This window comes from Aequorivita sediminis, from assembly GCF_032080575.2.
Classification (GTDB): domain Bacteria; phylum Bacteroidota; class Bacteroidia; order Flavobacteriales; family Flavobacteriaceae; genus Aequorivita; species Aequorivita sediminis.
On the sequence record NZ_JAVLSO020000003.1, the window covers coordinates 17,058 to 42,112 of the forward strand.

Sequence of the window (25,055 nt, forward strand, 5' to 3'; positions counted from 1 at the left end):
CTATTTCTTTCCTACGTAGTACACTAAAAATATATAGCGAATTGCCAAAGCAATCAACAATGGCAAAAGGCCAATTGCAAAAACTTGTACACCTGTAATCCAATGAAGGGTTAGTAGGCTTAAAAGCACTAATAAAAGTATGAAATAACGCTTCATGTTGGATGAAATATCCTTTTTTACCACTGCTATAATTACAAAAATTGAAATAGGAAAAGCCCACAACAAATTGTAGTTGTTGGCAGTTGCACTATGATCGGTAGCGAACCAAAGGAGAGAAAGAAAAATACCTATAACACCTGTAGATAGAAAAATAAATAAATCTAAGAAGCGGCTTCTTTTATTATTTTTAAAGTCTCTGTAAGTTATAAATACGATTAGCGCCCCAATAAGCCCGAAAATAAATAGTGGACTTAAAAAGAAATTAGTCTGTGATGGAGTAGGAGTGTTTTGGTATAAAGTGTTGGTTTCCTTAACCAATGAAACTTTTTCTCCATTTCTATTTATAAATGCATTAGCAGCTCCTTGAAATACATATTCTGGTAGGAACTGATATTCAATCGGCTTTGCTTTTGTGTCTATTATAGCCCCAAGAGCTGTGTCTATTCCTAAACTTCCCCAAGAATTTGCTTCAAGGTTTAGCTGAATGAGTTGTCTAAAAGTTAGTTTTTCGGTGATGTGATCGTCATTAAACTCTAATTGTTTTCCGAGTACGGTCCAAACAACATCGCGCATTTTAGTGGCGCAGTTGTCATAAAAGAAGTCGTATTTGTATTTTTTATTTTCAGGACGCGCATTATTCCATAGAAAGTCTGAGAGTTCTTGTTTTTCAGAATGCGTAAGGTTTAGAACTTGCTCTTTCATCCAGCGATTCTGCGCTACATAACGAGGATAAAAGTTTTTGTAATAATCTACTCCAAGTTGATAAAGTAATTTACCTTGAGCGAACTTGAGGTAGAAATTCGGCGTATTAAAATCGTATTCGCCGTAGTTAAAAACTACATCCATTCCGTTAATACTATCTTGAATCCTAAAAGCGCTATGTCCGAACTTGTCGTAAAGTTCAGCTCCGGGACCAATTGTGATAATACTTATTTCCGAAGCTTCAGATAATTGCGCAAACTGTGCATTTGCTGAAACAGAAAAAAATAAAAGAAGTAATACTATGTAATTTTTCACCACCTATTAACGATTATTAGTTTTTTAAATATCTTATTAGAAGCTCATTTTTATTATCTAAAAATTTCCCAATCTAATTTCAGCGAGAACACATTTGAATACAGTGCTGCACTTTGGTCACCAATATCAGTTAATGCGTAATCTACTTGTATACCTTTATATCTAAAGCCGACGCCAATATTAGGTTGAAATCCTACAGCGTCAGAATTATCAAGTTGTTTTATATTTTGAAAATTACCAACTCCACCTCGAACATAAACTATGTCAATATACGCGAATTCAAGTCCTAAAGAGGGGGTAATGCTTGCAAATGAAGTAGAGATAATATCGTTTGTTTCAGCAAATCTGAAATTTAAATCAACTTCAGCTAAAAGAGAAAAGTCGTGGCGATAAACAAATTTTCGAGCTATCCCTAATTGAAGTTTTGGAATAGTAATTTCAGTGGTTTCTGGTAATTCTTGATTTTGACCTTCTACGGCTCCTTGTATTTCAGCAAACTTTTCTTCGTCTATACTCCAAGCGTTAAACGTTGTAGTAATATCTCGAGCCATTATTCCAAACATCCAATTTTCGGTTCTAAACTGCACAGCTGCATCCAATCCAAACCCCCATGATGATGCGAAATCACCAATAACTCGTCTAATTACTTTTGCGTTTACACCATAGTTAAGACCGTCTAAAGGGAGTCTTCGAGCGTATGAAAACGTAAACCCATAATCTGCAGTAGAGAATTTACTAATTCGATCATATCTTATATTACCTTCATCGTCTATAAGCTGAGTGGTGTTTAAGATGTCGTCAACTCCAAAACGAATAGCAGAAAGTGCTACAGCGCTTCTGTCGTCTAATGGCATTGCAAAGGCTGCATAATCGTAGTTAGCGATGTTTGCAAAGTACGATGCGTGCATCAATGATAGTTGTTTGTCTTCGAGGTTTACTAATCCAGCGGGGTTCCAATATCCAGAATTCACGTCGCTAGATGAAGCTACCACAGCGTTGGCCATACCAAATGCAGCAGCATCTACACCAATGTTCATAAATTCGTTGGAATATTTACGTGCGGTTTGTGCTTGGGCAAAAACCGAAATAAGTACGATAAGTAGGAATAATCTATCTTTCAAGCCTGGAAATTTGGGCAAATATGACACTATTTTATAAAATATTAAACTTAAAATTTATAGACATATTGCCTTAAATTAGCATAGGACGAAAATACTTTGTTATTTTTACACTTCCTACCAATAAATTATGATAAAACAAATACCAAATATCATCACATCATTAAACATTATGTGTGGATGTGTAGCAGTGCTTTTCGCTGTTTCAGGCGATTTAATAATAGCTTCAGTTTTTGCATTCTTAGGAATATTTTTTGATTTTTTTGACGGACTTGCAGCGCGTTTGCTAAAGGCACAAAGTGAAATTGGACTTCAATTAGATTCTCTGGCCGATGTTATTACAAGTGGAGTAGTTCCAGGTGTAGTTATGTTTCAGTTGTTGAATCTTTCTATTTTTGGACACATGCAAACGCTAACAGAGATTTTTTCATTAAATGGATGGAACGTTAGTTTCAATAATTACTTACCTCTTTTAGGATTAATGATTGTAATTGCTTCTGCTTACCGCTTGGCTAAATTTAATGTTGATACCCGACAAACCTCTGGATTTATTGGATTGCCAACGCCAGCTAATACATTATTGATTTTAAGCCTTCCACTAATTTTACAATTTCAATTTTCAGATTTAGCTGAAACGATAATTCTTAATAAATGGTTCTTAATTGGAATGACATTATTAAGTTGTATACTGCTAAATGCCGAAATACCACTTTTCGCTTTAAAGTTTAAAACTTGGGACTTTAAAAGCAATGCAGTTCGTTATGTGTTTTTACTATTGTGTGTTGTGCTTTTAGTTTTTCTGAAGTTTTTAGCAATACCTTTTATAATCTTGATTTACATAGTACTTTCAATGTTATGGAAAAGCTAAGTTTCTAGGGTGAAAAGATTTATAATTCTCTAAGGAAGTTTACTGTGTTTTACTTACCGCTTCTTTTACGAGCCACTGTTAGCAAAACATAAAATATACTAAATTGAAAAATTAGAATTCCAACTTCTTCTTTCTAAGCTCAAAGTTTTGACCTAGATATACTTTGCGTACCATTTCATCAGCAGCTAATTCTTCTGGAACTCCATGTTTTAAAATACTTCCTTCAAACATAAGGTAAGTTCTGTCTGTAATCGCGAGCGTCTCTTGAACGTTGTGGTCGGTAATAAGGATTCCAATGTTTTTGTTTTTAAGCTTAGCTACGATACGCTGTATGTCTTCTACAGCTACAGGGTCAACTCCTGCAAAAGGTTCGTCGAGAAGAATAAAGTGAGGGTCCGTTGCTAATGCTCTTGCAATCTCAGTTCTACGTCTTTCTCCACCACTTAAAAGATCACCACGGTTTTTACGTATATGTCCCAAACCGAATTCCTCGATCAAGGATTCCATTTTAGCACGTTGTTCTTTTTTGGAAAGTTTAGTGAGTTGTAAAACGCTTAAAATATTGTCTTCAACGCTTAGCTTTCTAAAAACTGAAGCCTCCTGCGCTAAGTAACCAATACCATTTTGAGCACGTTTGTACATTGGATATTTGGTGATTTCTGTTCCTTCTAAAAAAATTTTTCCGCCATTGGGTTTAATTAACCCTACAATCATATAAAACGACGTGGTTTTACCAGCACCATTCGGCCCCAGCAAACCAACAATTTCTCCTTGGTTTACTTCAACTGTGATGCCTTTAACAACCTTTCGGCCTTTATAAGATTTTACTAAATTTTCGGCTTTTAGTTTCATTTATTCTATTTCTGAAGGTTCGACCACTCCCGAAGTTTTGAGTTACGAAGATATTAATTATTTAAATTACGCTAGCGATTGCATCTCAACTAAATTGTAATAAACTCCTTTTTTCTCTAAAAGTTCTTGGTGTTTACCTTGTTCTACAATCTCACCTTTTGAAAGTACTACTATATTATCTGCATTTTGAATGGTAGAAAGTCTATGCGCAATAACAATGGAGGTTCTGTTTTGCATCATTTTCTCTAATGCATCTTGAACCAAACGCTCACTTTCTGTGTCTAGGGCAGAAGTAGCTTCATCCAAAATCATAATTGGCGGATTTTTAAGTACAGCTCTAGCAATACTTAATCGTTGCTTTTGGCCTCCACTTAACTTGTTCCCACTATCACCAATATTTGTATTAAAACCTTCGGGTAGATTTTTAATGAATTCATACGAATTACTAATTTCAGCAGCTTCCATTAATTCTGCATCGGTAGCTAAAGGTTTCCCAAGCTTTAAGTTGTTGGCAACAGAATCGTTAAAGAGAATAGAGTCTTGTGATACAATTCCCATCAAACCGCGTAGAGATTTTTTCGAAATATTTTTAATATCAACACCATCAATCTCAATACTCCCTTTGTTTACATCGTAAAAACGTGTTAACAAATTGGCAATTGTACTTTTTCCGCTACCAGATTGCCCAACAAGTGCAACAGTTTTTCCTTTAGGAATTTCTAACGAAAAGTTTTTAAGCACGTATTGATCTTCATATTTAAACGAAATATTCTTAATAGAAATTGTACTGTTAAAATCTTCTTTCTGAACAGGGTTTTCAATATCGGTAATTGTATTCTCGGCTTCTAACAATTCTAATATACGTTCCGCAGAACCATTGGCACGTTTTAAAGAGTAACTAGCTTTAGCGATTGCCTTTGCCGGAGTAAGAATATTATAAGCAAGCATAATATACCCAATAAAGAAACTAGCTTCTAATGTTTCATCGATAAACACTAAATACCCTCCGTAAACTAACAAGATTCCGATTGTTATAATCCCTAGAAGTTCACTTAAAGGTGAAGCCAGGTTTTGCCTGTTCATTACTTGATTAGAATGTTTGTAGAACCTTTCGTTGCTATCTTCAAATTTCTTTTGAAAAAGTTCTTCGGCATGAAAAGCCTTTATAATGCGAAGTCCTCCCATAGTTTCCTCCAAAATAGAAAGGAAAACACCTTGTTCTTGTTGAACTTTTAAAGATTTTTTCTTTAAAGTTTTTCCAACTTTTGAAATGAAAAATCCTGAAATAGGTAAAAACAAGAAAACGAAAAGGGTAAGTTTGGCGCTAATAAATAGCATAAATAACAGCGATGCAATAATGGTTAGTGGTTCTCTCACGATCATTTCTAATACTGAAAGAACAGAGTTTTTAACTTCATCTACATCCCCACTTAATCTAGAAATCGTATCACCCTTTCTCTTTTCAGAATAAAACGCTAAAGGAAAGCTTACAACTTTACTGTATAGCGCATTTCTTAGATCTTTTAAGACTCCATTCCTAAGAAATGTAGCGTAAAACAACGCTAAGTAGTTACTTAAGTTCTTCAATAGGAATAGGGAAATAATAATTCCTACCATATACATTAGCACCTTAAATTCTCCTAGATTGTTTATACTTTCTATAATAAAGTAATTAAGATATTCTTGCGAATAATCTTTTACATCGGTAATGCCCTCGTAAACTGGCTTTGGGCCAAGTGTACGTTGATTGCTAAAAATGATTTCTAAAACTGGGATTAATGCTACAAAAGAAAGTGTGCTAAACAACGCGTATAATATGTTGAAAAATATGTTGAGAAATGCATATTTCTTGTACGGATAGGCGTAACGCAGTATTTTTTTGAAATAATTCATTAACTAATGTTTAGTTGTGCTGCAATAGCCTCTATTTTCTTTTGAAGAATACTTTCAAAATTAGCTTTCTCTGCAGTGTTTACGCTAATGTAAAACTTTATTTTTGGCTCCGTACCACTTGGTCTTGCTGCAATTTTACTTCCGTCTTCAGTATAGAAAATTAATACATTAGACTTTGGAAGATTTAATGTTGAAGTTTCATTTTTAACGAAGTCTGTAGTTTCATTTTTAGAAACATCATCCATTCTCACAACCTTACTTCCAGCAATTTCCTTAAACGGGTTAGCACGAAGTTCTTTCATCATATTCGAAATGTCTTCAGCACCTTGTTTTCCTTTTTTAGTAAGGGAAATTAAGTGTTCGCGGTAATTTCCAAATCGGTTGTAAACGTCATTAAGGTATTGAAACATACTGTTGCCAACGTGTTTTTTCTGAGCGGCAATTTCACAAGCCAGTAGGGTGGCGGTAACTGCATCTTTATCGCGAACAAAATCGCCAACTAAATACCCGAAACTTTCTTCGCCACCGCCAATAAATTCTAACTCAGGATTGTCTTTAATCATTTTTGCTATCCATTTAAAGCCTGTTAGACCTTCAAGGTATTTCACGTTGTAGTGATTAGCAATTTTTTCAACCATTGGAGTGGAAACTATCGTAGATGCTACAAACTGATTTCCATTGAGCTTTCCTGCATGTTGCCACTGTTCAATAAGGAAATGCGTCATTAAAACCATTGTTTGGTTTCCATTTAATAGAACCATTTCGTTGTTGTTATTTCTAACTGCAATTCCCAATCGATCACAGTCTGGGTCTGTGCCGATAACAATATCTGCATTTTCTTTTTCAGCGAGCTCTAATGCCATTTTTAAAGCTGCAGGTTCTTCTGGGTTTGGAGACTTTACTGTAGGGAAATCTCCATTTGGCTCTGCTTGTTCTTCAACGATTAAAACATTGCTATAGCCAGCTTGTTTCAAAACTTTTGGAATCATAGTGATTGAAGTCCCGTGAAGCGAAGTGAAAACGATTTTTAGGTTTTTACGAGCTTCATCTGAAGTATTGAAAGTTCCGTTTTCAACAGATGCCTTGGCGAAAGCTTCATCAACTTCTGAATCTATATTCTGAATTAAACGTTCACTTGCTTCAAATTTTATGTCTTCGTATTTAAGAGAATTAATTTCAGCAATAATTTCTCCGTCTTGTGGTGGCACTAATTGACCGCCATCTTCCCAATATACTTTATATCCGTTGTATTCTGGTGGGTTGTGTGAAGCTGTAAGTACAATTCCAGCTTGACACCCTAGATGTTTTACTGCGAATGAAAGCTCTGGAGTAGGGCGTAAGTCTGAAAAAAGGAAAACTTTTATTCCATTTGCAGAAAAAACATCAGCAACAACTTTTGCAAATGTTTTACTATTGTGCCTGCAATCGTATGCAATCGCTACTTTTATATCTTGGTTTGGGAATTTTTCTTTCAGGTAATTAGAAAGACCTTGAGTGTTTTTCCCTAAGGTATACTTATTAATTCTATTGTCGCCAAGCCCCATAATGCCTCGCATTCCACCAGTTCCGAACTCAAGGTTCTTGTAGAAACTGTCTTCCAATCCCTCAGGATCGTTTGCGATCATTTCTTTAATTTCGTGTTGAGTTTTCTCATCGAAAAAAGGGGTGAGCCACTGGTTAACGCGGTCTAAAATTTTCGGATCTACGTAAATCATTTTCTTAAATTAAAAGTGCAAAAATAGGCATAAATATAGTGCCTAAAGTCTGCTAAAGTTAAAAAGTACTTAAAGTTGGTTGTCCCCAAGCGTTAAGTACTTTCTTCTTTAACAAATCTTAAGCGTTTATTACTTCTTTAACTATATAGTTTTTTGATTCTTTTTTGCTTCTAAGAATCAATTCTCCTAAAAATCCTGCTAGGAAAAGTTGTGAGCCTAAAACCATCGCGGTTAAGGCTATAAAAAACTCTGGACGTTCAGCTATTAATCTACCAGTAGGGTTTAAGAACAGCTTGTCTATACCTAAGTATAATGCAAAACAAAACCCGATAAATAACATTAAAGCTCCCCAAGCTCCAAATAAGTGCATTGGGCGCTTGCCAAAACGAGATAAAAACCAAATAGTTATTAAGTCTAAAAATCCACGAATAAAACGCTCAGCGCCAAATTTTGTAGTTCCGTATTTACGGGCTTGGTGTATAACTGGTTTCTCTGAAATTTTTGTAAAACCAGCGTTTTTAGCCAAAACTGGAATATAACGATGCATTTCTCCAGTTACTTCAATGCTCTTTACAACATCTTTTTTGTACGCTTTTAGTCCGCAGTTAAAATCGTGTAACTTTACGCCTGAAGTTTTGCGAGCAGCATAATTAAATAGCTTTGAAGGTAAATTCTTACTAATTACAGAATCGTATCGTTTCTTTTTCCATCCTGAAACCAAATCGAAACCTTCTTCGGTAACCATTTTGTATAATTCAGGAATTTCTTCAGGACTATCTTGTAAATCGGCATCCATAGTGATAATTACATCGCCTTTTGCCATTGCAAAGCCAGCGTGGAGTGCTTGAGATTTTCCGTAATTTTTTTGAAACCGAATACCTTTTACGTCCGAATTTTCAGATGAAATTTTCTCGATTATATCCCAAGAACCATCAGTACTTCCGTCGTCGATAAAAATTAGCTCGTATGCGAAACCATTTGCTTGCATTACAGTTGTAATCCAGCGATAAAGTTCATTAAGAGACTCTTCTTCGTTAAGAAGTGGGATGACTATGGAAATGTTCATTCAGTAAATTAAAGTTGTGGTGGGTTTTTCTTTAAAATCATCCCTGCAACAAGCGATATTATAAAACCGAAAAATAGTGTTGCTAAAATTCCCATTGCCGACATTATAGTAGGAGTCATAAATTTAGCTGAAATTTCAAGGCTATTTTCAATCTGCTCTGGAGTCATATTTGGGAAATCTGTAATCATTTGCTCTCTAGAAAAATCTAATGTTTTCTGTATGAAGTCAGGGTCTATATAATAGATAAAAATAAAATTGAATATAACTGATATAACTCCTGCAATTAGGCTAATTGCTAACCCTGTTTTTAAAGCTTGAGGAATAGTAAGAAACCCAGCATTGTCATTTTTAAACGCTTTAATTCCATAAACTAGTACGCCTATAGATATTACTAATTGTAGCACGGTAAGCCACCAAGGTCTATCTATATGTGCGTCAAGGACAAATGAAATAACTTGTAACACAATTGAAAGTAAAGCTAAAAGCACCCCGAAATTAAGGGCGATTTTTTTTATTGATGCGGTTTGATTTTCCATAATTATAAATTGGTTTAATAATCTACCAAAATTGGTGGTAGAAGAGGTTCGGTTTGTTAGTAAACAAAGATAGTAAAACGTTACATTTGCAACTGAATTTAGTGTCAATTAAAAAAGTGCAATATTTTGTTGCTATTTTCTAATTATTGATTAAATTTGCAAACTCAATTCCGAAAGGTCGGAAGAGTCCATTTATAAAAAATAATATTACAGAGATGAAAAAAGGTATCCACCCAGATAATTATAGAGTAGTTGCTTTTAAGGATATGAGTAACGAAGAAATTTTCCTTACTAAGTCAACAGCTGATACTAAAGAAACTATTGAAGTTGATGGTGTTGAATATCCTTTAGTAAAAATGGAGATTTCACGTACATCACACCCTTTCTACACAGGAAAAGCGAAACTTATTGATACTGCTGGACGTATTGATAAATTCAAAAACAAATACAACAAGTTCAAAAAACCTGCAAAAGCAGCAGAAAAAACTGAAGAGTAGATTTCGATTCAATTTTAATACTGATGCTGATACCTTTCAGAATCATTTATTAAAATTTTTAAATCCATTCTAAATAGATAATTTACAAGAGCCTTCGAGAAATCGAAGGCTTTTTTGTTTTGTTATATTTAATTGACGCTTGTAGATTTTTAAGTAAAATTGGTTTTGTATTTTTACTGCCACGATTTTTTAAAGTATAGCAGACCTAATATCGAAAATCTAAAATTAAAATGAACTATATTCTTTTTGACGGAAACGTCCGCAATCAACTTTTACCATTTACTTTTACCCGGCCAGTAGCCGATATCCGAGTTGGAATTTTAACCATTCGTGAAAAATGGGAGCATTATTTAGGCTTTACCACGACAACAGTAACTGAAGATTATCTTTCAGATAAATATCCGTTTCTAGAATTAGATAAAAACATTTTTATAAACGCTTCTTTTCTGCCTTCACAAAATTTAGTGAATATTATTAAAAATTTAGAGGAGAATCAAGCGGTATTTTTTGATGATGAACCGCTTGCTTTTTTCACATCGGATGGTCAGGAAGTAGATTTTGATGCTTATGACGTTATCCAATACGAGCACAAAGATGTGTTGCGAATTGAAAACACTTGGGATATCTTTTCTAAAAATGGCGAAGCGATAGAACGCGATTTTAAAATGCTAACGGAGGGAAGACAATCACAACCAATACCGGATGGCGTTTGGGCAAAAAATCCAGAGAACATTTTTATTGAAGAAGGTTCAAAAGTTGAGTTTTGTACACTAAATGCCACCGATGGTCCTATATATATAGGTAAGGATGCGGAAATTATGGAGGGATCGTTAGTGCGTGGGCCGTTTGCACTTTGCGAACATGCAACCTTAAAAATGGGTGCTAAAATATATTCAGGTACAACTATAGGGCCACATAGCAAGGTAGGAGGTGAAGTGAATAATTCAGTAATTTTCGGCTTTTCAAATAAAGGTCACGACGGGTTTTTAGGAAATGCTGTATTAGGAGAGTGGTGTAATTTAGGTGCCGATACAAATAATTCAAATTTAAAGAATAATTACGCTGAAGTTCGTCTATGGAATTACGAAACTGAAGGGTTTACAAAAACAGGATTGCAATTTTGTGGTTTAATGATGGGTGATCACAGTAAATGTGGTATCAATACAATGTTTAATACGGGGACTGTTGTAGGTGTAAGTACGAATATTTTTGGTAGTGGATTTCCACGAAATTTTGTGCCAAGTTTTAGTTGGGGTGGAAGCAGTGGTTTTACAACTTATAAAACAAGTAAAGCTTTTGAAGTAGCTAAAGTAGTAATGAGTCGTAGAAATATTGAGTTTACCGACACAGATAAGAAAATATTAGAACACGTATTTGAAGAAACGGCAAAGTGGAGGAAGGATTAATGATAAAATAAGAAGTAAATAATCACACTTAATATTATAGTCATTACGCCGCCAAAGATCACAATTAATCGTTTTTGGCGGCGTAATTCGTTTTCTTTTAATTGCTGTTTAAAAGCCATAAACTGAGCAGGAGACATTTTTTTATGATCTACAATTTTCTTTGAGTTTACACTTTTAGAATCAACATCTTTTTCAAAGTAACTTTTTCGTTTGACGAGCTGCTTCGCATTATTGCGAATAGATTGAATCATCCCTGAACTTCCAAATCCCATTTACTTTTCTTTTTTGACCTTTTTTAAAATTAGAAAGTTCTGAGGATTAATGCCTAAACCAGAAACTTTATTATTTACAAAACGCACTGCCATATCATAAAACAAAGGCACTACAGGTGCTTCCTCAACTATAATGGAGTCCATTTTTGTGTAAAGTAGTTTACGCTCGTCAATATTTGTAACGGAAAGTGAATTTACATAAAGACTATCGTACACTTCATTTTTGAAGTGCATATAATTTGGCCCATTAGGTGTGAAATTTTGGCTGTAAAAAAGCGATAAATAGTTTTCAGCATCAGGATAATCTGCAATCCAACTACCTCGAAAAATATCAAGTTCTCCACTGCTTCTCATTTGCCTAAGTGTAGAAGGAGGCATCACATCTATTGTTACGCTTATCCCAATTTTTTCTAATTCTCGTTGAACATACTCACATATATCTAGATATTGACTGTTTGTGCCAATAGTTATTTCAGGTTTTGAATCGCCAGTTTCCATTTTGTATTGTTCTATTAATTGCTTTGCTTTTTCTGGTTGGTAAGTGTATCCATTTATTTCTTCATAACCTGGTAACCCTTTTGGGATAAAGCCGTGAATGGCAGGTATACCCATTCCGTTTCGTAAATAAGTCACCATTTTTTTACGGTCGAAACCGTAATTTATGGCTTGGCGTAAGGCCTTGTTTTGTATTTCGGTTGTTTTGCTTCCTAGAAAAATACCTAAGTATTCTGTATTTAAATATGGCCCCGTAATCATATAGGCCATATTGTTATATTTTGACTGAAGTTTTCCTTCGGTAGTTAATAACTCATCTTTATAACTCCCATCTAAACCGGAGATAAAATCTAATTTACCTTGAGCAAATTGCAAGAATTCACTTTGTTTATCGGGAAGAAATGTAATTGCAACAGCTTTTAGATAAGGGAGTCTTTCTCCATTTTCATCACGCTCAAAATAAAGCGGATTTTTGGTAAAAACTAATTTCACATTTTCTTCCCACATCTTAAATTGAAAAGGACCGGTGCCTACAGGATTTCTTCTAAATTCATTTCCGTAATACTCTACAGCTTCTTTAGGAACTACAGAACAATATCGCATTGAAAGCAATCCAAGAAATGCAGGGAACGGTTTTTTTAAACTTATTATTAGGGTTGAATCGTTTTCGGCTTTATAACTTTTTACGTTATTCATAACCCAACTTCCAGAAGAAGCCACACTTTCATCTAAGAGTCTATCAAAGCTATAAACAAAATCCTCAGCTACTACTTTTCTTGTATATCGCTTTGAATTTTCTGTACCTTCTTGTGCAAAAGCTCTATTCTGATGAAAATAAACATCTGTACGAAGGTGGAAGGTATAGGTGTTTGTTGAATCGTCAATAGTCCAACGTTTTGCAATGTCGGGTTTAATATTTAACGAATCATCTAGTTGTACCAGGCCATTGTAAAGTTGATTATCTGGCCAAATTGCCTGCGGATTACGAGCAAAAGCAGGGTCTAATGTGGGAATGTTTCCGTGTTCATTATAACGAAACACCAGATGATCACGTTCAGTTTCTGCTTTCTTTTGGCAAGAAAGTATTGAAAATATTATTGTAATAAATAAGAGAATTCTAATCATAACTAAATGTCACCACGAATGCACGAATATAGATGTTTATTGCCTTTTTTGGAGGATATAATAGCGGAAAATAAAAATGATATCTAAAAAAGTTAGGTGTTGGCCAAAAGTTGCCGAGTGCATTTTAAATTATGTTTTTAATGTCGATTGATGTTTAATTTAGACTTAAAAACATCATTTAACGGCATGCATTCAACATCTACTAATTAAAAGAGAATACCGTATATTTGCCGTAATAATTTTCATGATGGAGAGAAATAAGAAAGTTGCTTTTTACACCCTAGGTTGCAAATTAAATTTCAGCGAAACTTCTACTATTGCGAGAGGTTTTGAAGGAGAAGGATTTAAACGTGTAGACTTTTCAGAAAATGCTGATATCTATGTGATTAACACCTGTAGTGTAACTGAAAATGCAGATAAGCGTTTTAAAACTATTGTAAAACAAGCGCAGAAAGTTAATCCCGATGCCTTTGTTGCCGCAATTGGATGTTACGCACAACTTAAGCCACACGAATTGGCAGATGTTGATGGTGTAGATTTGGTTTTAGGAGCTACTGAAAAATTTAAATTAACATCATACTTAAATGACCTTTTATCACGTCCAGAGCGCAGTAGAGGTACAGGTGAAGTGCATTCTTGTGAAATTGAAGAAGCAGATTTTTATGTGGGTTCTTATTCTATTGGAGATAGAACTCGTGCTTTTTTGAAAGTTCAAGATGGGTGTGATTATAAATGCACGTATTGTACAATTCCTTTAGCTAGGGGAATTTCAAGAAGTGATACTTTAGAAAATGTTTTAAAGAATGCTTTTGAAATTTCGCAACAAGGAATTAAAGAAATAGTTTTAACAGGAGTAAATATTGGAGATTATGGAAAAGGTGAGTTTGGAAATAAAAAACACGAACACACATTTTTAGATCTCGTAAAAGCATTAGATGAGGTAGAAGGGATTGAAAGACTTCGTATTTCTTCTATAGAGCCGAATTTACTTAAAAATGAAACTATTGAGTTTGTTTCAAAATCGAGAACTTTTGTACCTCATTTTCATATACCGCTTCAAAGTGGAAGTAATGATATTTTAAAGCTTATGCGTCGTAGGTATATGCGTGAGTTGTATACTGAAAGAGTGGCAAAGATTCGCGAGGTTATGCCAGATGCTTGTATTGGTGTTGATGTTATTGTTGGTTTCCCAGGAGAAACTGATGAGCGATTTTTAGAAACATACCACTTCTTAAACGAATTAGATATCTCGTATTTACACGTTTTTACTTATTCTGAAAGAGATAATACTCCTGCTGCCGAAATGGAAGATGTTGTACCTAAAAAAGTGAGAAATAAGCGCAGTAAGATGTTGCGAGGACTTTCAGCCAAAAAGAGAAGAGCGTTTTATGAAAGTCAGCTTGGGACTACTCACACCGTACTTTTTGAAGGCGAAAATAAAGAAGGCTATATTCACGGGTTTACTGAAAATTACGTTAAAGTAAAAGCACCATGGAATCCTGAATTGGTAAATACATTACAAGAAATAACGCTAACTAAAATTGATGAAGATGGGTTAGTTAGGTTTGAAAATGTTGAATCTGAAGTAGCTTATACGACACTTCAAGACACTTAGATTATTAAATTGGAATATAATAATAAATAGTTGCGCTAGCATTTAAAACGCTAGCGCAATTGTTTTTTATTAAGATTAAATGTTAATTCCAACAGGAAGTAATGATTTGTATTTCCTACGATTTTTGCGCATAAATCCAACTATTTCAGGGCTCGTAGGCACTAGGCTTATTTCCCTATCTTTTACTTCTTTAAAAACAGCTTCAATAAAAACTTCACGATACCCTTGTTCTTCTAACTCTTGAGGCATTTCGTATTTTGTTAGGAATATTTTTCGGTCTTGAAGTGCGTATTCAATACGCGCCATTTTGCCGTCAATTTCAAGTTCAAATTGTCTTAAAAATTCGTTATCGGTAATTGCTACATCTTCAGTCATACAGAGTTATTTAAGTATTATATCAAGAATTATTATGTTTGTCAAATATCTTTGCCAGCTCAAATCACAGAATAGAATGAGGGTTTAATAGAATCTTATTTAATTTGGTTAGAGTTGTTTTCAAAGTAACCTATTGTAAGAAATATAATTAGTTTAACAGATCCTTCGCAAGAATGATAAATTGGTATGTGTAAATTTACGAAATATCTTTGGGCTTTACCATTTTCTTCTTAAAAGACTTATGAGTTATCAAAAAAATCACATTTATTTTGTTCCAGGAATGGCCGCTGGAGCCGAAATATTTAAAAATCTTACCTTTCCAGATAATTATGAAACACATGTATTGGAGTGGTTAATTCCTGAAAAAGAGGAGTCGTTAGCTAATTATGCTAAAAGAATGGCTAGCCGAATTAAGGAGCCAGATGCGATTCTAATAGGTGTTTCTTTTGGGGGAGTAGTAGTGCAAGAAATGTGCAACTTCTACAATCCTAAAAAGATAGTGATAATTTCAAGTGTGAAAACTAGCAAAGAACTTCCGCGTAGAATGAAATTAGCTAGTCTAACAAAAGCTTATAAATTAATCCCTACAAGTTTAGTGTTAAGTGTAGATGATCTAACAAAACTCTCTGTAGGTCCAAAATCTAAAAAACGATTAACGCTTTACCAAGAATATCTTCACGTTCGAGACAAGCGATATTTAGACTGGGCATTAGAAAAAATGATTACGTGGAATAATACAGAAGCAAGAGAAGGAATTATTCATATTCACGGTGAAAAAGACCATGTATTTCCTATTAAATATATCAATGGCTCAATTATAATTAAGGGAGGAACTCACATAATGATATTAAATAAAGCAAGAAAAATATCAAAAATACTCTTCGATCTTATTGAAGAATAATCTATTCATTATTTTCTGAAGGTTTCTTATTTCAGTATCTTTAACCAAAATTATAACATTATGAAATTGATTAGTAAAATTGGTGTAGGAGTTGTGATTTTAGCAGTAAGTGCTATTAGTATCAATGCTGTTCAAGACACTCAAACAGATGAATTTTTAGAAAAAAAGATAATAAACGATTACAATGTTTACGCCTTGCCAATTCCAGATAAATTGGATTTTGCAGGAGAAGAAGTTCCATTACACAATCCTGATATTCGAGAAAGAATAGATAGAGAGTTGCTGGTAAATGCATATTGGCAATCTAATGGTTTGTTGTTGTTCAAAAGAGCAAACAAATATTTCCCTTTACTAGAACCATTATTGGAAAAGTATGGATTACCTGATGATTTTAAATATTTGGCAGTAGCAGAAAGTGCTTTAGAGTATAAGAGTTCTCCTGCTGGAGCAAGTGGGATTTGGCATTTTATGAAAGGTACAGGTTTGGAATATGGCCTCGAAATTAACGATTACGTGGATGAGCGTTACAATTTAGAAAAAGCAACTATGGTTGCAGCAGAATACCTTAAAAAGTCTAAAGAGCGCTTTGGGAGTTGGACTATGGCAGCTGCATCTTATAACGCAGGTGTTGGAGGAATGAATAAGCAAATTAACAGACAGAAAGAAACTGGTTACTACGACTTACTACTAAACGATGAAACGAGTAGGTATGTTTTTAGGATAATTGCTATTAAAGAAATAATGAGTAACCCTAAGAAGTATGGATTCAATTTCAGAGAAAAGGATTTATACCAAACAATCCCTACTTACAAAGTAATGGTAGATACTGCAGTTAAAGATTGGGCAGAATGGGTTAAGCCTTATGGTATCAATTATAAAATTTTGAAAATTCACAATCCTTGGCTTAGAGATACTTATTTAAAAAATGCCTCAGGAAAAGAATATTTTGTTGAAATTCCCGAAAATGGCTATTATCAATAACATCTGGAGGTAGTTAAAAAACAGTTAACCCGTAAAATAATTTTACGGGTTTTCTTTTACCACTAATTGTTGATTGTTTTGAATATTAAAATTTTTAAGTAAGGTTATTCCGTTTAAGAATGAGTTAAAATTTAGTTGATATGAAATCTCGTACTTTTCATTGTAAGGGTGGAGTGTGCCTCTACGAACATCGACTATGCGTTTATCCTTGTCCATAAAAAATGAAGTCGGGAAACCTAAGCTATGCTTCATTACTTCAATAATATGATTGTTGGTGTTTTCTTTCTCGTCTATATATATGATGTTAATATTTTTTGAATAGGCTTTTGCAACCTTGCGTACATTTTCTTTTGAATCCCAAAACAGAATAACAAAATCAATAGTGTTTTTGTTTTCTTCAGCAATTTCATTCAGCGCAGGAATTTCGCCTGAACCAGGTGTGCACCAAGATGCATAGGTCATTAAAAACATTGGTTTTTCAAACTTATGAAGTTGAATTTTCCGTCCCGATAATTTTCTGACCTTAAAATTGTCTAAATAGCTACCGGTAACTACATGCTTTATGAGGGAGTCAAATAAGAAATCCGCACGTTTAAAATCCTGATTGTAATATGCTTTCTCAGAATTTTTAGTGTATTTTTTTATATTCTTTCCAATGGCTTCAGATAAATAAGTGTGTTGCTCAACCTGTGATTGCGCTAAAAAAGAAAATAGAAAGAGGACGTATAGTAGTTTTCTACCCATAAGCATTTGCTTTGCTTAAAGGTAATAAAAAAATAAAGTTTTAACAATATAAATGAGTTAAGTTCATTTATATTGTTAAAACTTAAAAATAGGTTTGGTTTTATGTGTGGGATTAGAAGCGTCTTCCACCTCTTCCGCGACCGCCGCCGAATTGTTGTCTTGGCTGCCCCATTTTTTTCATTTGCTGCTTCATCATCTTAATCTGATCGTCTAGCATATTGTGCTTGTCAAGTCTTTTTGCTTCTTCCATGAGCTTTTCAGCATCTCTCTTACGGTTTTTTGTCATCGCTATTCCAGCAAGATTCAACTTTGTCATTGCCATGTCTGCGTCCATATTTAGACCTAAAGTTTCAGCTCTTTTAAAGTATTTTTCAGCCTCAACCATATTGGTTTGGGAAACCATCAACCCGTTTAAGTAGTTGTAGTAGCCTTCTTGTTTAGGAACTAATGCGCTTGAAGGGTTTTTAATTTTATCTAGCCAACTTTTGGCACCCGCAAAATCTTGTTTACGCAGTCTAAGAAATGCAAGTAGGATAATTTCATTTTTAAAATATAGAAAAACGAATATTAAAGAGAGGAGAATAAGCATAATTCCATTCCCAATATTTGTTTCTGTAAATTGCCATACTGCTGCTCCTATAATTAATGCAGCTAAAACTAGTTTTATGTTTTTGTTGAACATTTTATAATGATTTGTAAGTTATTGTAGATGTTAGCGTTGTAGGTATTTCTATATTGTTCATGTCCAGAGCAATAGATACTCCTTCTAATTGCTGAGTAACGGTCATCGTTTCAATGAATCCAGTAGCTGAGTTTGTAACAGCTTTTGTTTTTTGATTACCAGATAATTCCATAATTACAGAATCTTCAGTGGTATTTAGCTTAGTTATCGCATCAGATTCAAGGTTGATTTTTGTTGTTGAGTAATTCTTCAACATCCAAGTGTTATTCGCTGTAAAATCACCAGTGTAAGTATTTTCCCAAGTTTCATTAATTTTCACTAATTTTTCAGGATAAATAAATGTAAACTGTTGCATGCTTTCAACCATATCATGGTTGTTAAACTCCTTTTCAACACTTTTTCTCATCATTGCTTTGGTGAAATCATCGATATCTTCAGTATTATTTATCATACCTTCAACAAGATTTTCAGTTCCAGTAATAGATTCTATTTCACCGGTTGGCAATAAAATCATTTGAAACTTTGGTCCCACTAAGCCCTCAAAAATTTTTGCCTCTATATTGTCGTCATTTGCAGGAATACTAGTGTCAATATCCGTTAACACACCGTAAATATTGGAGTCTATTTTTAATTTGAAAGTTTCAAAGTTAACATCTAATACAAACTTACTGTCTAAAACATTTACAACCTCCATCTTAAAAATCCCGTATAAGGTATTGGTCATAAGGTGTTGGTTGTCGTCAATATTTTGAGTTATATTTTGAATAGCGTTTTGTTCAATCATAAATACATCTCCCTTTTTAAAATTGTACTGAAGTTTTTCTTGTGCAGTTACATTGTGTAAGCTTCCTAAAATTAAAAAAAAGACTATGTAGTAGATTGATTTCATTGGTTGAAACTATGAGAGTTTATAAAGGCCGACAAAGGTATGAAAAACAAATAAAAATAAATTGATATTTAGATTTGGGAAAATAAAAATTGATTGTATATTTGCACCCGCCTAAGCAGATAAAAAGCTACGGTAAACACGCCCACTTTAAGTAAAGTGGTATTTAAAAAAAATATTACAGAAGTTAAAGCATATTAAAATGAGCAAAAGAACATTTCAGCCATCAAAGAGAAAAAGAAAAAACAAACACGGTTTTAGAGAGCGTATGGCTTCTGTAAACGGAAGAAAAGTATTAGCTGCCCGCAGAGCGAAAGGCAGAAAGAAACTTTCTGTTTCATCAGAAGGCCGTCACAAAAAATAATGTTTATAAGTTATAAATAAAAAGGTGTTGTTTATCTAAGCAACACCTTTTTTTATACCCAAGAGCGTCGTAATTTTGCGACACTAAAAAAAACCTTTTAAAAAATGCCTAAAAATCCCTCCATTAAATCCGTTTTAATTATTGGTTCTGGGCCTATCGTAATTGGACAAGCTTGTGAGTTCGATTACTCTGGTTCGCAAGCCTTACGTTCATTGCGTGAAGATGGTATCGAAACTATTTTAATTAATAGTAATCCAGCTACAATTATGACCGACCCTTCAATGGCCGATCATATTTATTTACTACCGCTTACAACAAAATCACTTGTCAAAATTCTAAAGGAGCACCCTCAAATTGATGCAGTATTGCCAACTATGGGTGGGCAAACAGCATTAAATTTATGTATTGAAGCCGATGAAAAAGGAATTTGGAAGGATTTTAATGTAAAACTTATTGGTGTAGATATAGACGCAATAAATATTACTGAAGATAGAGAGCAGTTTAGAGAATTGATGGAGAAGATTGGAGTAGGTATGGCACCACAGGCTACTGCAACTTCTTATTTAGAAGGTAAGGAGATAGCTCAGGAATTTGGTTTTCCTTTAGTTATTAGAGCGTCATACACCCTTGGTGGGGCTGGAGCCTCTATTGTTCATAGAGAAGAAGATTTTGACGAACTTTTATCGCAAGGTCTAGAAATATCTCCAATACACGAGGTTATGATAGACAAAGCTTTAATAGGCTGGAAAGAATACGAATTAGAATTGTTACGTGATAACAACGACAACGTTGTAATTATTTGTACAATTGAAAATATGGATCCGATGGGAATTCATACGGGTGACTCTATAACAGTTGCACCTGCAATGACGCTAAACGATCGCACTTTCCAAAAAATGCGCGATATGGCAATTCATATGATGCGTAGTATTGGTGATTTTGCCGGCGGTTGTAATGTGCAGTTTGCAGTTAGCCCAGATAACGATGAAGAAATTATTGCAATTGAAATCAACCCTCGTGTTTCACGCTCATCTGCCTTAGCTTCTAAAGCAACAGGATATCCTATTGCTAAAATAGCTACAAAACTTGCGATTGGTTATCACCTTGACGAATTAAACAATCAGATTACTAAATCTACTTCGGCTTTATTTGAGCCTACTTTAGATTATGTAATTGTAAAAATTCCACGTTGGAATTTCGATAAGTTTGAAGGATCAGACCGCACTTTAGGGCTTCAAATGAAGTCAGTTGGAGAGGTTATGGGTATTGGCCGATCTTTCCAAGAAGCACTTCATAAAGCTACGCAATCGCTTGAGATTAAACGAAACGGAATTGGAGCTGACGGAAAAGGATATACCAATTACGAGCAGATTCTAGATAAGTTGAAAAATGCGAGCTGGGATCGTGTTTTTGTGATTTACGACGCTATTCAAATTGGAATTCCATTAAGTAGAATTCACGAGATCACTAAAATTGATATGTGGTTCCTTCGTCAATATGAAGAACTTTTCCTTCTTGAAAAAGAAATTTCTAGCTACACTTTAGATACACTTCCAAGAGAATTGTTATTGGAAGCCAAGCAAAAAGGTTATGGGGATCGTCAGATTGCTCATATGTTGAAATGCTTAGAAAGCCAAATCTATACAAAGCGTGAGGAGATGAATATTCAACGCGTTTATAAATTAGTAGATACTTGTGCGGCAGAATTTAAAGCTGAAACTCCTTACTATTACTCAACTTTTGAGAATGATATGCAGCGTGAGGGCGAGAAGCCATATGCTGAAAATGACAGTATAGTAACCGATAAGAAGAAAATTATTGTTCTTGGTTCAGGTCCAAATAGAATAGGGCAGGGTATTGAATTTGATTACTGCTGTGTGCACGGTGTTTTAGCTGCTGCAGAATGTGGATATGAAACAATAATGATTAACTGTAACCCAGAAACTGTCTCTACAGATTTCGACGTTGCTGATAAACTGTATTTCGAACCAGTTTTCTGGGAACATATTTACGATATTATTCGTCACGAAAAACCAGAAGGGGTAATTGTTCAGTTAGGTGGTCAAACAGCACTGAAACTTGCTGAAAAGCTGGACAGATATGGAATTAATATAATTGGAACAACATATCAATCACTTGATTTGGCTGAAGATCGTGGAAGTTTCTCAAAACTTTTACAAGAAAATGATATTCCTTACCCAAGATTCGGAGTAGCTGAAACTACAGATCAAGCGCTAAAACTAGCTGATGAACTTGACTTCCCATTATTAATTCGTCCTTCTTACGTATTAGGAGGTCAAGGAATGAAAATTGTAATCAACAAACAAGAATTAGAGGAGCACGTTGTAGATTTACTTCGTACTATTCCAAATAATAAATTACTTCTAGATCATTATTTAGACGGTGCAATTGAAGCAGAAGCAGATGCAATTTGTGATGGTGAAAATGTATATATAATTGGAATAATGGAGCATATAGAACCTTGTGGAGTTCACTCTGGAGATTCTAACGCCACATTGCCTCCATTTAATATTGGAGAATTTGTGTTGCAGCAAATAAAAGATCACACCATAAAAATTGCGAAATCTTTAAAAACTGTAGGGCTTATAAATGTACAGTTTGCAATAAAAGATGATATAGTTTATATTATTGAAGCAAACCCACGTGCATCTAGAACGGTTCCATTTATTGCTAAAGCCTATGGCGAACCTTATGTAAACTATGCAACCAAGGTAATGCTAGGTCATAATAAAGTAACTGATTTTGACTTTAATCCAAAACTTGAAGGATTTGCTATTAAGCAACCTGTGTTTAGTTTCAATAAGTTCCCTAATGTAAATAAGCAACTAGGGCCTGAAATGAAAAGTACAGGAGAGAGTATCTTATTTATTGATAGCTTAAAGGACGATGCTTTTTACGATTTATACGCAAGGAGAAAAATGTATTTAAGTAAATAGACCCCGTATTCTTCTTGAATATCTATTTTTTATGTTAATTTTTTTGATTAAATTAGATTGTTAACTCGTCAAGTCAAACTTTTATGAATAAAATTACTTTGTTCTTATTTTTTTTAACCGTAAACATTCTCACTGCGCAGAATGTTGTGGAAATTCCATGGGGACAAGGAATTAATGAATCTGTGGCAAGTCCTACTATAGAAGTTGGTGATACAGTTTTGTGGACTTGGAAAGATAATTCTCAAAAAAGTGTTAGCAGTATTTACGGAGGAAGTGAAGAATTTGATAGTGGATTGTTAACCGATTCAAAAAGCCGATTTTCATATACCTTCAATAAAACGGGTGTAACCGAATATCAAAGTCACGGTAATTCGACATTACGGGGCAAAGTAACGGTAGTAAATAAACTTTCAACTGAAGATAAGTTTATTAAAAATCTAAACTTTTATCCAAATCCAGTAAAAACAGATTTGACTATTGCTTCAATTTTTAAAGTAGATAGTTATCAAATTTACAATGTTTTAGGATCCTTAATTTCTGAAGGAAAAGGAGGAAGTAATTACGTTCAAGTGGATATGAGTAGACTTAACAGTGGGTTTTATTTTCTGAAAGTAATTTCAGGAAGTATGCAAACAACTTTGAAGATTGCTAAAAAATAGTCAACTAAGGATTCAATAAATAAAATTCGCCTCAGGTTAATTTCGGTTAAAATGGGGCGAATTTTCTTTTTCTACTTTCGTAATGAAATATTTTGTGTCTCCCCAAATTGCAAAAGAAGCATAGCGTTCAATATAGGTTACCTTAACATAGCTGCCTTGATATTCTTTTAGCTTTTCGATAACCTCTTTGTTTTTGTCTAAAACAGAAAAAGAAAATATTTGAGCACCGCTAATACCTTGACTAATCTCACCTTCCCAGGTTTTTATCGCCACTCCACGATTACTAAATTTTATTAATTCTCCAGCACGAGTTCCTTCACTATAGGGTACATAATATAAAAATGCAAAGTAAAGAATAAACAATGCTGTTAAACTTCCTAGAATTATGAATAGAATTTTTTTCATTCAATAAATGTACATAAATTTTGTGTGGACTAAAAGAGGATATTTGTCAAAAAAATATAGTGTTATTTCACATTTCTGCCTTATTTATTCCTCAGAGTTTTTCAATAATTGTTGATCAATATTTTTACTTGTAATCGCGCCAAGCTTTTTTAGTTTTTCTACTCTTCTCACTAAATTTCCTTTTCCTTCAAGTTTTACCAAAGCATTGTCAAAAGAGCCTTGAACAGTGCCTAATTGCCTTTTTATCTTGTTTAGCTCATCTAGCAGACTAACAAACGAATCATAAAGTCTACCGGCTTCTGTTGCTATCTCAAGAGTGTTTTTCTTTTGGTTGTCGTTCTCCCACAAGTTTTCTACCAATCGCAAAGCGGCTAAAAGCGTAGAAGGTGTAACAATCATAACTTTTCGTTTAAAAGCTTCTTGGTATAAGTTTTTTTGATTGGCAACTGCAATTGCAAATGCTGGTTCGATGGGAACAAACATAAAAATGGTGTCTGGACTGTCATTAATAGCGTGATAATATTTTTTTTCGCTTAAGGTAAGGATGTGTTTTTTAATGGAATCAATATGTTTTTTAAGATAAACAGGCTTCATTTTTTCATCTTCTTCCGAAACGTATCTTTCAAAATCGGTAAGTGAAACTTTACTGTCGATTATCATTTTTTTACCATCGGGAAGATGAATGATAACATCGGTTTGCAATCTCCCACCTTCAGGATTATCATGGCTGTCTTGAATTGTGTATTCACGACCTTTCTCTAAACCAGACTCTTCTAAAACCCTAGATAATATCATTTCACCCCAATTCCCCTGAATCTTCGAATCGCCTTTTAATGCTTTTGTAAGATTATCGGCTTCTTGACTAATTTTTATATTTTGCTCATTAAGTAATTGAAGTTGTTTCCCTAATTCTGCATGTGTTTTTACAAAATCAATATTGTTTTTCCCAACTTTCTCTTCAAATTCTTTAATTTTTTGATTCAATGGTTTTAGTATTCCCTCAATATTTTCTTTGTTGGTTTCAGTGAATTTTTCAGTTTTATCAATCAAAATTTTATCAGCTAATACTGAAAATTTAGTTTCAAAGTCTTTCTCGAAGTTGTTAAAACGTTCCTTTTCCTTATTCAACTCAGCATAAAGTGCATCGTACTCTGCACTTTGACGAGATAACTGAATGTTTAGCAGTTCCTTTTCTTTTTGTAGAAGTTCTTTTTCAGAAGTAAGGGTATTTAATCTTTCATTTAATTGGTCTTCTAACTTCTTAGCATTTTGAAGTCTTTCTTCAATTTTACTAGTTTCAACTTTGCTTTTTAAACGAGCAAAATAGCCGCCAATTAATGCTCCAATAAAAAGGCAGGCTACTGCAATTAGTAAGAATACAAGGGTTTCGTTCAATTTTGTAGAATTAAGTTATTATGGTAAGGATGTTTCAGCTTTTTTCGATTTTGAATAAAGATAAGAAGTTAA

At 34.0% G+C, this 25,055-nt stretch carries 24 protein-coding genes; 9 read left to right on the top strand and 15 right to left on the bottom strand.

From position 1 onward, the window contains the following. On the bottom strand, nucleotides 1-1,176 hold the full coding sequence (locus RT250_RS06190; protein WP_313113094.1) for a lipoprotein N-acyltransferase Lnb domain-containing protein: 1,176 nt from the start codon (nucleotides 1,174-1,176) through the stop codon (nucleotides 1-3). Nucleotides 1,177-1,229: 53 nt separating this feature from the next. Further along, nucleotides 1,230-2,297: a putative type IX sorting system protein PorV2 gene (locus tag RT250_RS06195; RefSeq protein WP_313113095.1), complete on the bottom strand. Its 1,068-nt coding sequence runs from the start codon at nucleotides 2,295-2,297 to the stop codon at nucleotides 1,230-1,232. Nucleotides 2,298-2,424: 127 nt separating this feature from the next. Here RT250_RS06195 and RT250_RS06200 point away from each other — a divergent pair, with 127 nt between their 5' ends. Continuing rightward, the gene (locus tag RT250_RS06200) at nucleotides 2,425-3,162 is read left to right on the top strand and encodes a CDP-alcohol phosphatidyltransferase family protein (RefSeq protein WP_313113097.1); all 738 of its coding nucleotides are present in this window, start codon (nucleotides 2,425-2,427) and stop codon (nucleotides 3,160-3,162) included. A 111-nt stretch (nucleotides 3,163-3,273) separates the two neighbouring features. Here the strand turns inward: RT250_RS06200 and lptB are convergent, their stop codons facing one another. The 5 genes from lptB to RT250_RS06225 all read right to left on the bottom strand — a co-directional run bounded on the left by lptB (nucleotide 3,274) and on the right by RT250_RS06225 (nucleotide 9,224). Then, nucleotides 3,274-4,014: an LPS export ABC transporter ATP-binding protein gene (gene lptB / locus RT250_RS06205; protein WP_313113099.1), complete on the bottom strand. Its 741-nt coding sequence runs from the start codon at nucleotides 4,012-4,014 to the stop codon at nucleotides 3,274-3,276. Between the two features lie 66 nt (nucleotides 4,015-4,080). Next, nucleotides 4,081-5,907: an ABC transporter ATP-binding protein gene (locus RT250_RS06210; RefSeq protein WP_313113101.1), complete on the bottom strand. Its 1,827-nt coding sequence runs from the start codon at nucleotides 5,905-5,907 to the stop codon at nucleotides 4,081-4,083. Beyond that, a complete protein-coding gene (locus RT250_RS06215; protein WP_313113103.1) occupies nucleotides 5,907-7,622 on the bottom strand; it encodes a phospho-sugar mutase in 1,716 nt (571 codons plus the stop codon). The genes RT250_RS06210 and RT250_RS06215 overlap by 1 nt, the downstream gene beginning before the upstream one ends. Before the next feature lie 118 nt (nucleotides 7,623-7,740). Beyond that, nucleotides 7,741-8,688 (bottom strand): glycosyltransferase family 2 protein, encoded by a 948-nt coding sequence (locus tag RT250_RS06220; protein WP_313113104.1) that lies wholly within the window; start codon nucleotides 8,686-8,688, stop codon nucleotides 7,741-7,743. A gap of 8 nt (nucleotides 8,689-8,696) precedes the next feature. Further along, nucleotides 8,697-9,224: a DUF4199 domain-containing protein gene (locus tag RT250_RS06225; protein WP_313113106.1), complete on the bottom strand. Its 528-nt coding sequence runs from the start codon at nucleotides 9,222-9,224 to the stop codon at nucleotides 8,697-8,699. 215 nt (nucleotides 9,225-9,439) lie between these two features. Here RT250_RS06225 and RT250_RS06230 point away from each other — a divergent pair, with 215 nt between their 5' ends. Both RT250_RS06230 and RT250_RS06235 read left to right on the top strand, forming a co-directional pair. After that, nucleotides 9,440-9,721: a type B 50S ribosomal protein L31 gene (locus tag RT250_RS06230; RefSeq protein WP_271393226.1), complete on the top strand. Its 282-nt coding sequence runs from the start codon at nucleotides 9,440-9,442 to the stop codon at nucleotides 9,719-9,721. Nucleotides 9,722-9,951: 230 nt separating this feature from the next. Next, nucleotides 9,952-11,127, top strand: coding sequence for a GlmU family protein (locus tag RT250_RS06235; protein WP_313113108.1), 1,176 nt, complete (start codon nucleotides 9,952-9,954; stop codon nucleotides 11,125-11,127). On the opposite strand, the gene RT250_RS06240 is transcribed toward RT250_RS06235, so the two are convergent. Together RT250_RS06240 and RT250_RS06245 are read right to left on the bottom strand one after the other, a co-directional pair. Continuing rightward, nucleotides 11,124-11,399, bottom strand: a complete 276-nt coding sequence (locus RT250_RS06240) for a hypothetical protein (RefSeq protein WP_313113110.1) — start codon at nucleotides 11,397-11,399, stop codon at nucleotides 11,124-11,126. The two genes, RT250_RS06235 and RT250_RS06240, sit on opposite strands and share 4 nt — an antisense overlap. Beyond that, the gene (locus RT250_RS06245; RefSeq protein WP_313113112.1) at nucleotides 11,400-13,019 is read right to left on the bottom strand and encodes an ABC transporter substrate-binding protein; all 1,620 of its coding nucleotides are present in this window, start codon (nucleotides 13,017-13,019) and stop codon (nucleotides 11,400-11,402) included. It lies immediately after the preceding gene. A gap of 247 nt (nucleotides 13,020-13,266) precedes the next feature. Between RT250_RS06245 and mtaB the strand changes: the two genes are divergently transcribed. Further along, entirely contained in the window at nucleotides 13,267-14,634 is a 1,368-nt protein-coding gene (gene mtaB, locus RT250_RS06250; protein ID WP_313113899.1) for a tRNA (N(6)-L-threonylcarbamoyladenosine(37)-C(2))-methylthiotransferase MtaB, read from the top strand. A 75-nt stretch (nucleotides 14,635-14,709) separates the two neighbouring features. Here the strand turns inward: mtaB and RT250_RS06255 are convergent, their stop codons facing one another. Further along, nucleotides 14,710-15,009 (bottom strand): GNAT family N-acetyltransferase, encoded by a 300-nt coding sequence (locus RT250_RS06255; RefSeq protein WP_313113114.1) that lies wholly within the window; start codon nucleotides 15,007-15,009, stop codon nucleotides 14,710-14,712. Nucleotides 15,010-15,250: 241 nt separating this feature from the next. On the opposite strand from RT250_RS06255, the gene RT250_RS06260 reads away from it, so the two are divergent. Next, nucleotides 15,251-15,910, top strand: a complete 660-nt coding sequence (locus tag RT250_RS06260; RefSeq protein WP_313113116.1) for an alpha/beta hydrolase — start codon at nucleotides 15,251-15,253, stop codon at nucleotides 15,908-15,910. A 60-nt stretch (nucleotides 15,911-15,970) separates the two neighbouring features. Then, nucleotides 15,971-16,891 carry a lytic transglycosylase domain-containing protein gene (locus tag RT250_RS06265; protein ID WP_313113118.1) on the top strand — a complete coding sequence of 307 codons (921 nt, stop codon included), beginning with the start codon at nucleotides 15,971-15,973 and terminating at the stop codon, nucleotides 16,889-16,891. A 42-nt stretch (nucleotides 16,892-16,933) separates the two neighbouring features. On the opposite strand, the gene RT250_RS06270 is transcribed toward RT250_RS06265, so the two are convergent. The 3 genes from RT250_RS06270 to RT250_RS06280 all read right to left on the bottom strand — a co-directional run bounded on the left by RT250_RS06270 (nucleotide 16,934) and on the right by RT250_RS06280 (nucleotide 19,206). Continuing rightward, nucleotides 16,934-17,635, bottom strand: a complete 702-nt coding sequence (locus RT250_RS06270; RefSeq protein ID WP_313113120.1) for a TlpA family protein disulfide reductase — start codon at nucleotides 17,633-17,635, stop codon at nucleotides 16,934-16,936. A gap of 112 nt (nucleotides 17,636-17,747) precedes the next feature. Further along, nucleotides 17,748-18,317, bottom strand: coding sequence for a DUF2892 domain-containing protein (locus RT250_RS06275; protein WP_139856451.1), 570 nt, complete (start codon nucleotides 18,315-18,317; stop codon nucleotides 17,748-17,750). A gap of 1 nt (nucleotide 18,318) precedes the next feature. Then, nucleotides 18,319-19,206: a DUF6263 family protein gene (locus tag RT250_RS06280; RefSeq protein WP_313113123.1), complete on the bottom strand. Its 888-nt coding sequence runs from the start codon at nucleotides 19,204-19,206 to the stop codon at nucleotides 18,319-18,321. A gap of 199 nt (nucleotides 19,207-19,405) precedes the next feature. Between RT250_RS06280 and rpmH the strand changes: the two genes are divergently transcribed. The 3 genes from rpmH to RT250_RS06295 all read left to right on the top strand — a co-directional run bounded on the left by rpmH (nucleotide 19,406) and on the right by RT250_RS06295 (nucleotide 23,183). Continuing rightward, nucleotides 19,406-19,567 (top strand): 50S ribosomal protein L34, encoded by a 162-nt coding sequence (gene rpmH / locus RT250_RS06285; protein ID WP_139856453.1) that lies wholly within the window; start codon nucleotides 19,406-19,408, stop codon nucleotides 19,565-19,567. 104 nt (nucleotides 19,568-19,671) lie between these two features. Further along, nucleotides 19,672-22,524, top strand: a complete 2,853-nt coding sequence (carB, locus tag RT250_RS06290) for a carbamoyl-phosphate synthase large subunit (protein ID WP_313113125.1) — start codon at nucleotides 19,672-19,674, stop codon at nucleotides 22,522-22,524. An 83-nt stretch (nucleotides 22,525-22,607) separates the two neighbouring features. Continuing rightward, entirely contained in the window at nucleotides 22,608-23,183 is a 576-nt protein-coding gene (locus tag RT250_RS06295) for a T9SS type A sorting domain-containing protein (protein ID WP_313113127.1), read from the top strand. A 36-nt stretch (nucleotides 23,184-23,219) separates the two neighbouring features. Here RT250_RS06295 and RT250_RS06300 read toward each other — a convergent pair whose 3' ends face one another. Both RT250_RS06300 and RT250_RS06305 read right to left on the bottom strand, forming a co-directional pair. Further along, nucleotides 23,220-23,588, bottom strand: coding sequence for a DUF8785 domain-containing protein (locus RT250_RS06300; protein WP_313113129.1), 369 nt, complete (start codon nucleotides 23,586-23,588; stop codon nucleotides 23,220-23,222). A gap of 84 nt (nucleotides 23,589-23,672) precedes the next feature. Next, nucleotides 23,673-24,983 (bottom strand): DNA recombination protein RmuC, encoded by a 1,311-nt coding sequence (locus RT250_RS06305; protein ID WP_313113131.1) that lies wholly within the window; start codon nucleotides 24,981-24,983, stop codon nucleotides 23,673-23,675. Nucleotides 24,984-25,055: the final 72 nt, after the last annotated feature.

What these genes read in the sequence shown, in the direction of transcription:
- RT250_RS06200 (WP_313113097.1), top strand. Translation starts at nt 2,425, where the DNA reads ATGATAAAACAAATACCAAATATCATCACATCATTAAACATTATGTGT.
- lptB (WP_313113099.1), bottom strand. Translation starts at nt 4,014, where the DNA reads ATGAAACTAAAAGCCGAAAATTTAGTAAAATCTTATAAAGGCCGAAAG.
- RT250_RS06210 (WP_313113101.1), bottom strand. Translation starts at nt 5,907, where the DNA reads ATGAATTATTTCAAAAAAATACTGCGTTACGCCTATCCGTACAAGAAA.
- RT250_RS06215 (WP_313113103.1), bottom strand. Translation starts at nt 7,622, where the DNA reads ATGATTTACGTAGATCCGAAAATTTTAGACCGCGTTAACCAGTGGCTC.
- RT250_RS06220 (WP_313113104.1), bottom strand. Translation starts at nt 8,688, where the DNA reads ATGAACATTTCCATAGTCATCCCACTTCTTAACGAAGAAGAGTCTCTT.
- RT250_RS06225 (WP_313113106.1), bottom strand. Translation starts at nt 9,224, where the DNA reads ATGGAAAATCAAACCGCATCAATAAAAAAAATCGCCCTTAATTTCGGG.
- RT250_RS06230 (WP_271393226.1), top strand. Translation starts at nt 9,440, where the DNA reads ATGAAAAAAGGTATCCACCCAGATAATTATAGAGTAGTTGCTTTTAAG.
- RT250_RS06235 (WP_313113108.1), top strand. Translation starts at nt 9,952, where the DNA reads ATGAACTATATTCTTTTTGACGGAAACGTCCGCAATCAACTTTTACCA.
- RT250_RS06240 (WP_313113110.1), bottom strand. Translation starts at nt 11,399, where the DNA reads ATGGGATTTGGAAGTTCAGGGATGATTCAATCTATTCGCAATAATGCG.
- RT250_RS06245 (WP_313113112.1), bottom strand. Translation starts at nt 13,019, where the DNA reads ATGATTAGAATTCTCTTATTTATTACAATAATATTTTCAATACTTTCT.
- mtaB (WP_313113899.1), top strand. Translation starts at nt 13,267, where the DNA reads ATGGAGAGAAATAAGAAAGTTGCTTTTTACACCCTAGGTTGCAAATTA.
- RT250_RS06255 (WP_313113114.1), bottom strand. Translation starts at nt 15,009, where the DNA reads ATGACTGAAGATGTAGCAATTACCGATAACGAATTTTTAAGACAATTT.
- RT250_RS06260 (WP_313113116.1), top strand. Translation starts at nt 15,251, where the DNA reads ATGAGTTATCAAAAAAATCACATTTATTTTGTTCCAGGAATGGCCGCT.
- RT250_RS06265 (WP_313113118.1), top strand. Translation starts at nt 15,971, where the DNA reads ATGAAATTGATTAGTAAAATTGGTGTAGGAGTTGTGATTTTAGCAGTA.
- RT250_RS06270 (WP_313113120.1), bottom strand. Translation starts at nt 17,635, where the DNA reads ATGGGTAGAAAACTACTATACGTCCTCTTTCTATTTTCTTTTTTAGCG.
- RT250_RS06275 (WP_139856451.1), bottom strand. Translation starts at nt 18,317, where the DNA reads ATGTTCAACAAAAACATAAAACTAGTTTTAGCTGCATTAATTATAGGA.
- RT250_RS06280 (WP_313113123.1), bottom strand. Translation starts at nt 19,206, where the DNA reads ATGAAATCAATCTACTACATAGTCTTTTTTTTAATTTTAGGAAGCTTA.
- rpmH (WP_139856453.1), top strand. Translation starts at nt 19,406, where the DNA reads ATGAGCAAAAGAACATTTCAGCCATCAAAGAGAAAAAGAAAAAACAAA.
- carB (WP_313113125.1), top strand. Translation starts at nt 19,672, where the DNA reads ATGCCTAAAAATCCCTCCATTAAATCCGTTTTAATTATTGGTTCTGGG.
- RT250_RS06295 (WP_313113127.1), top strand. Translation starts at nt 22,608, where the DNA reads ATGAATAAAATTACTTTGTTCTTATTTTTTTTAACCGTAAACATTCTC.
- RT250_RS06300 (WP_313113129.1), bottom strand. Translation starts at nt 23,588, where the DNA reads ATGAAAAAAATTCTATTCATAATTCTAGGAAGTTTAACAGCATTGTTT.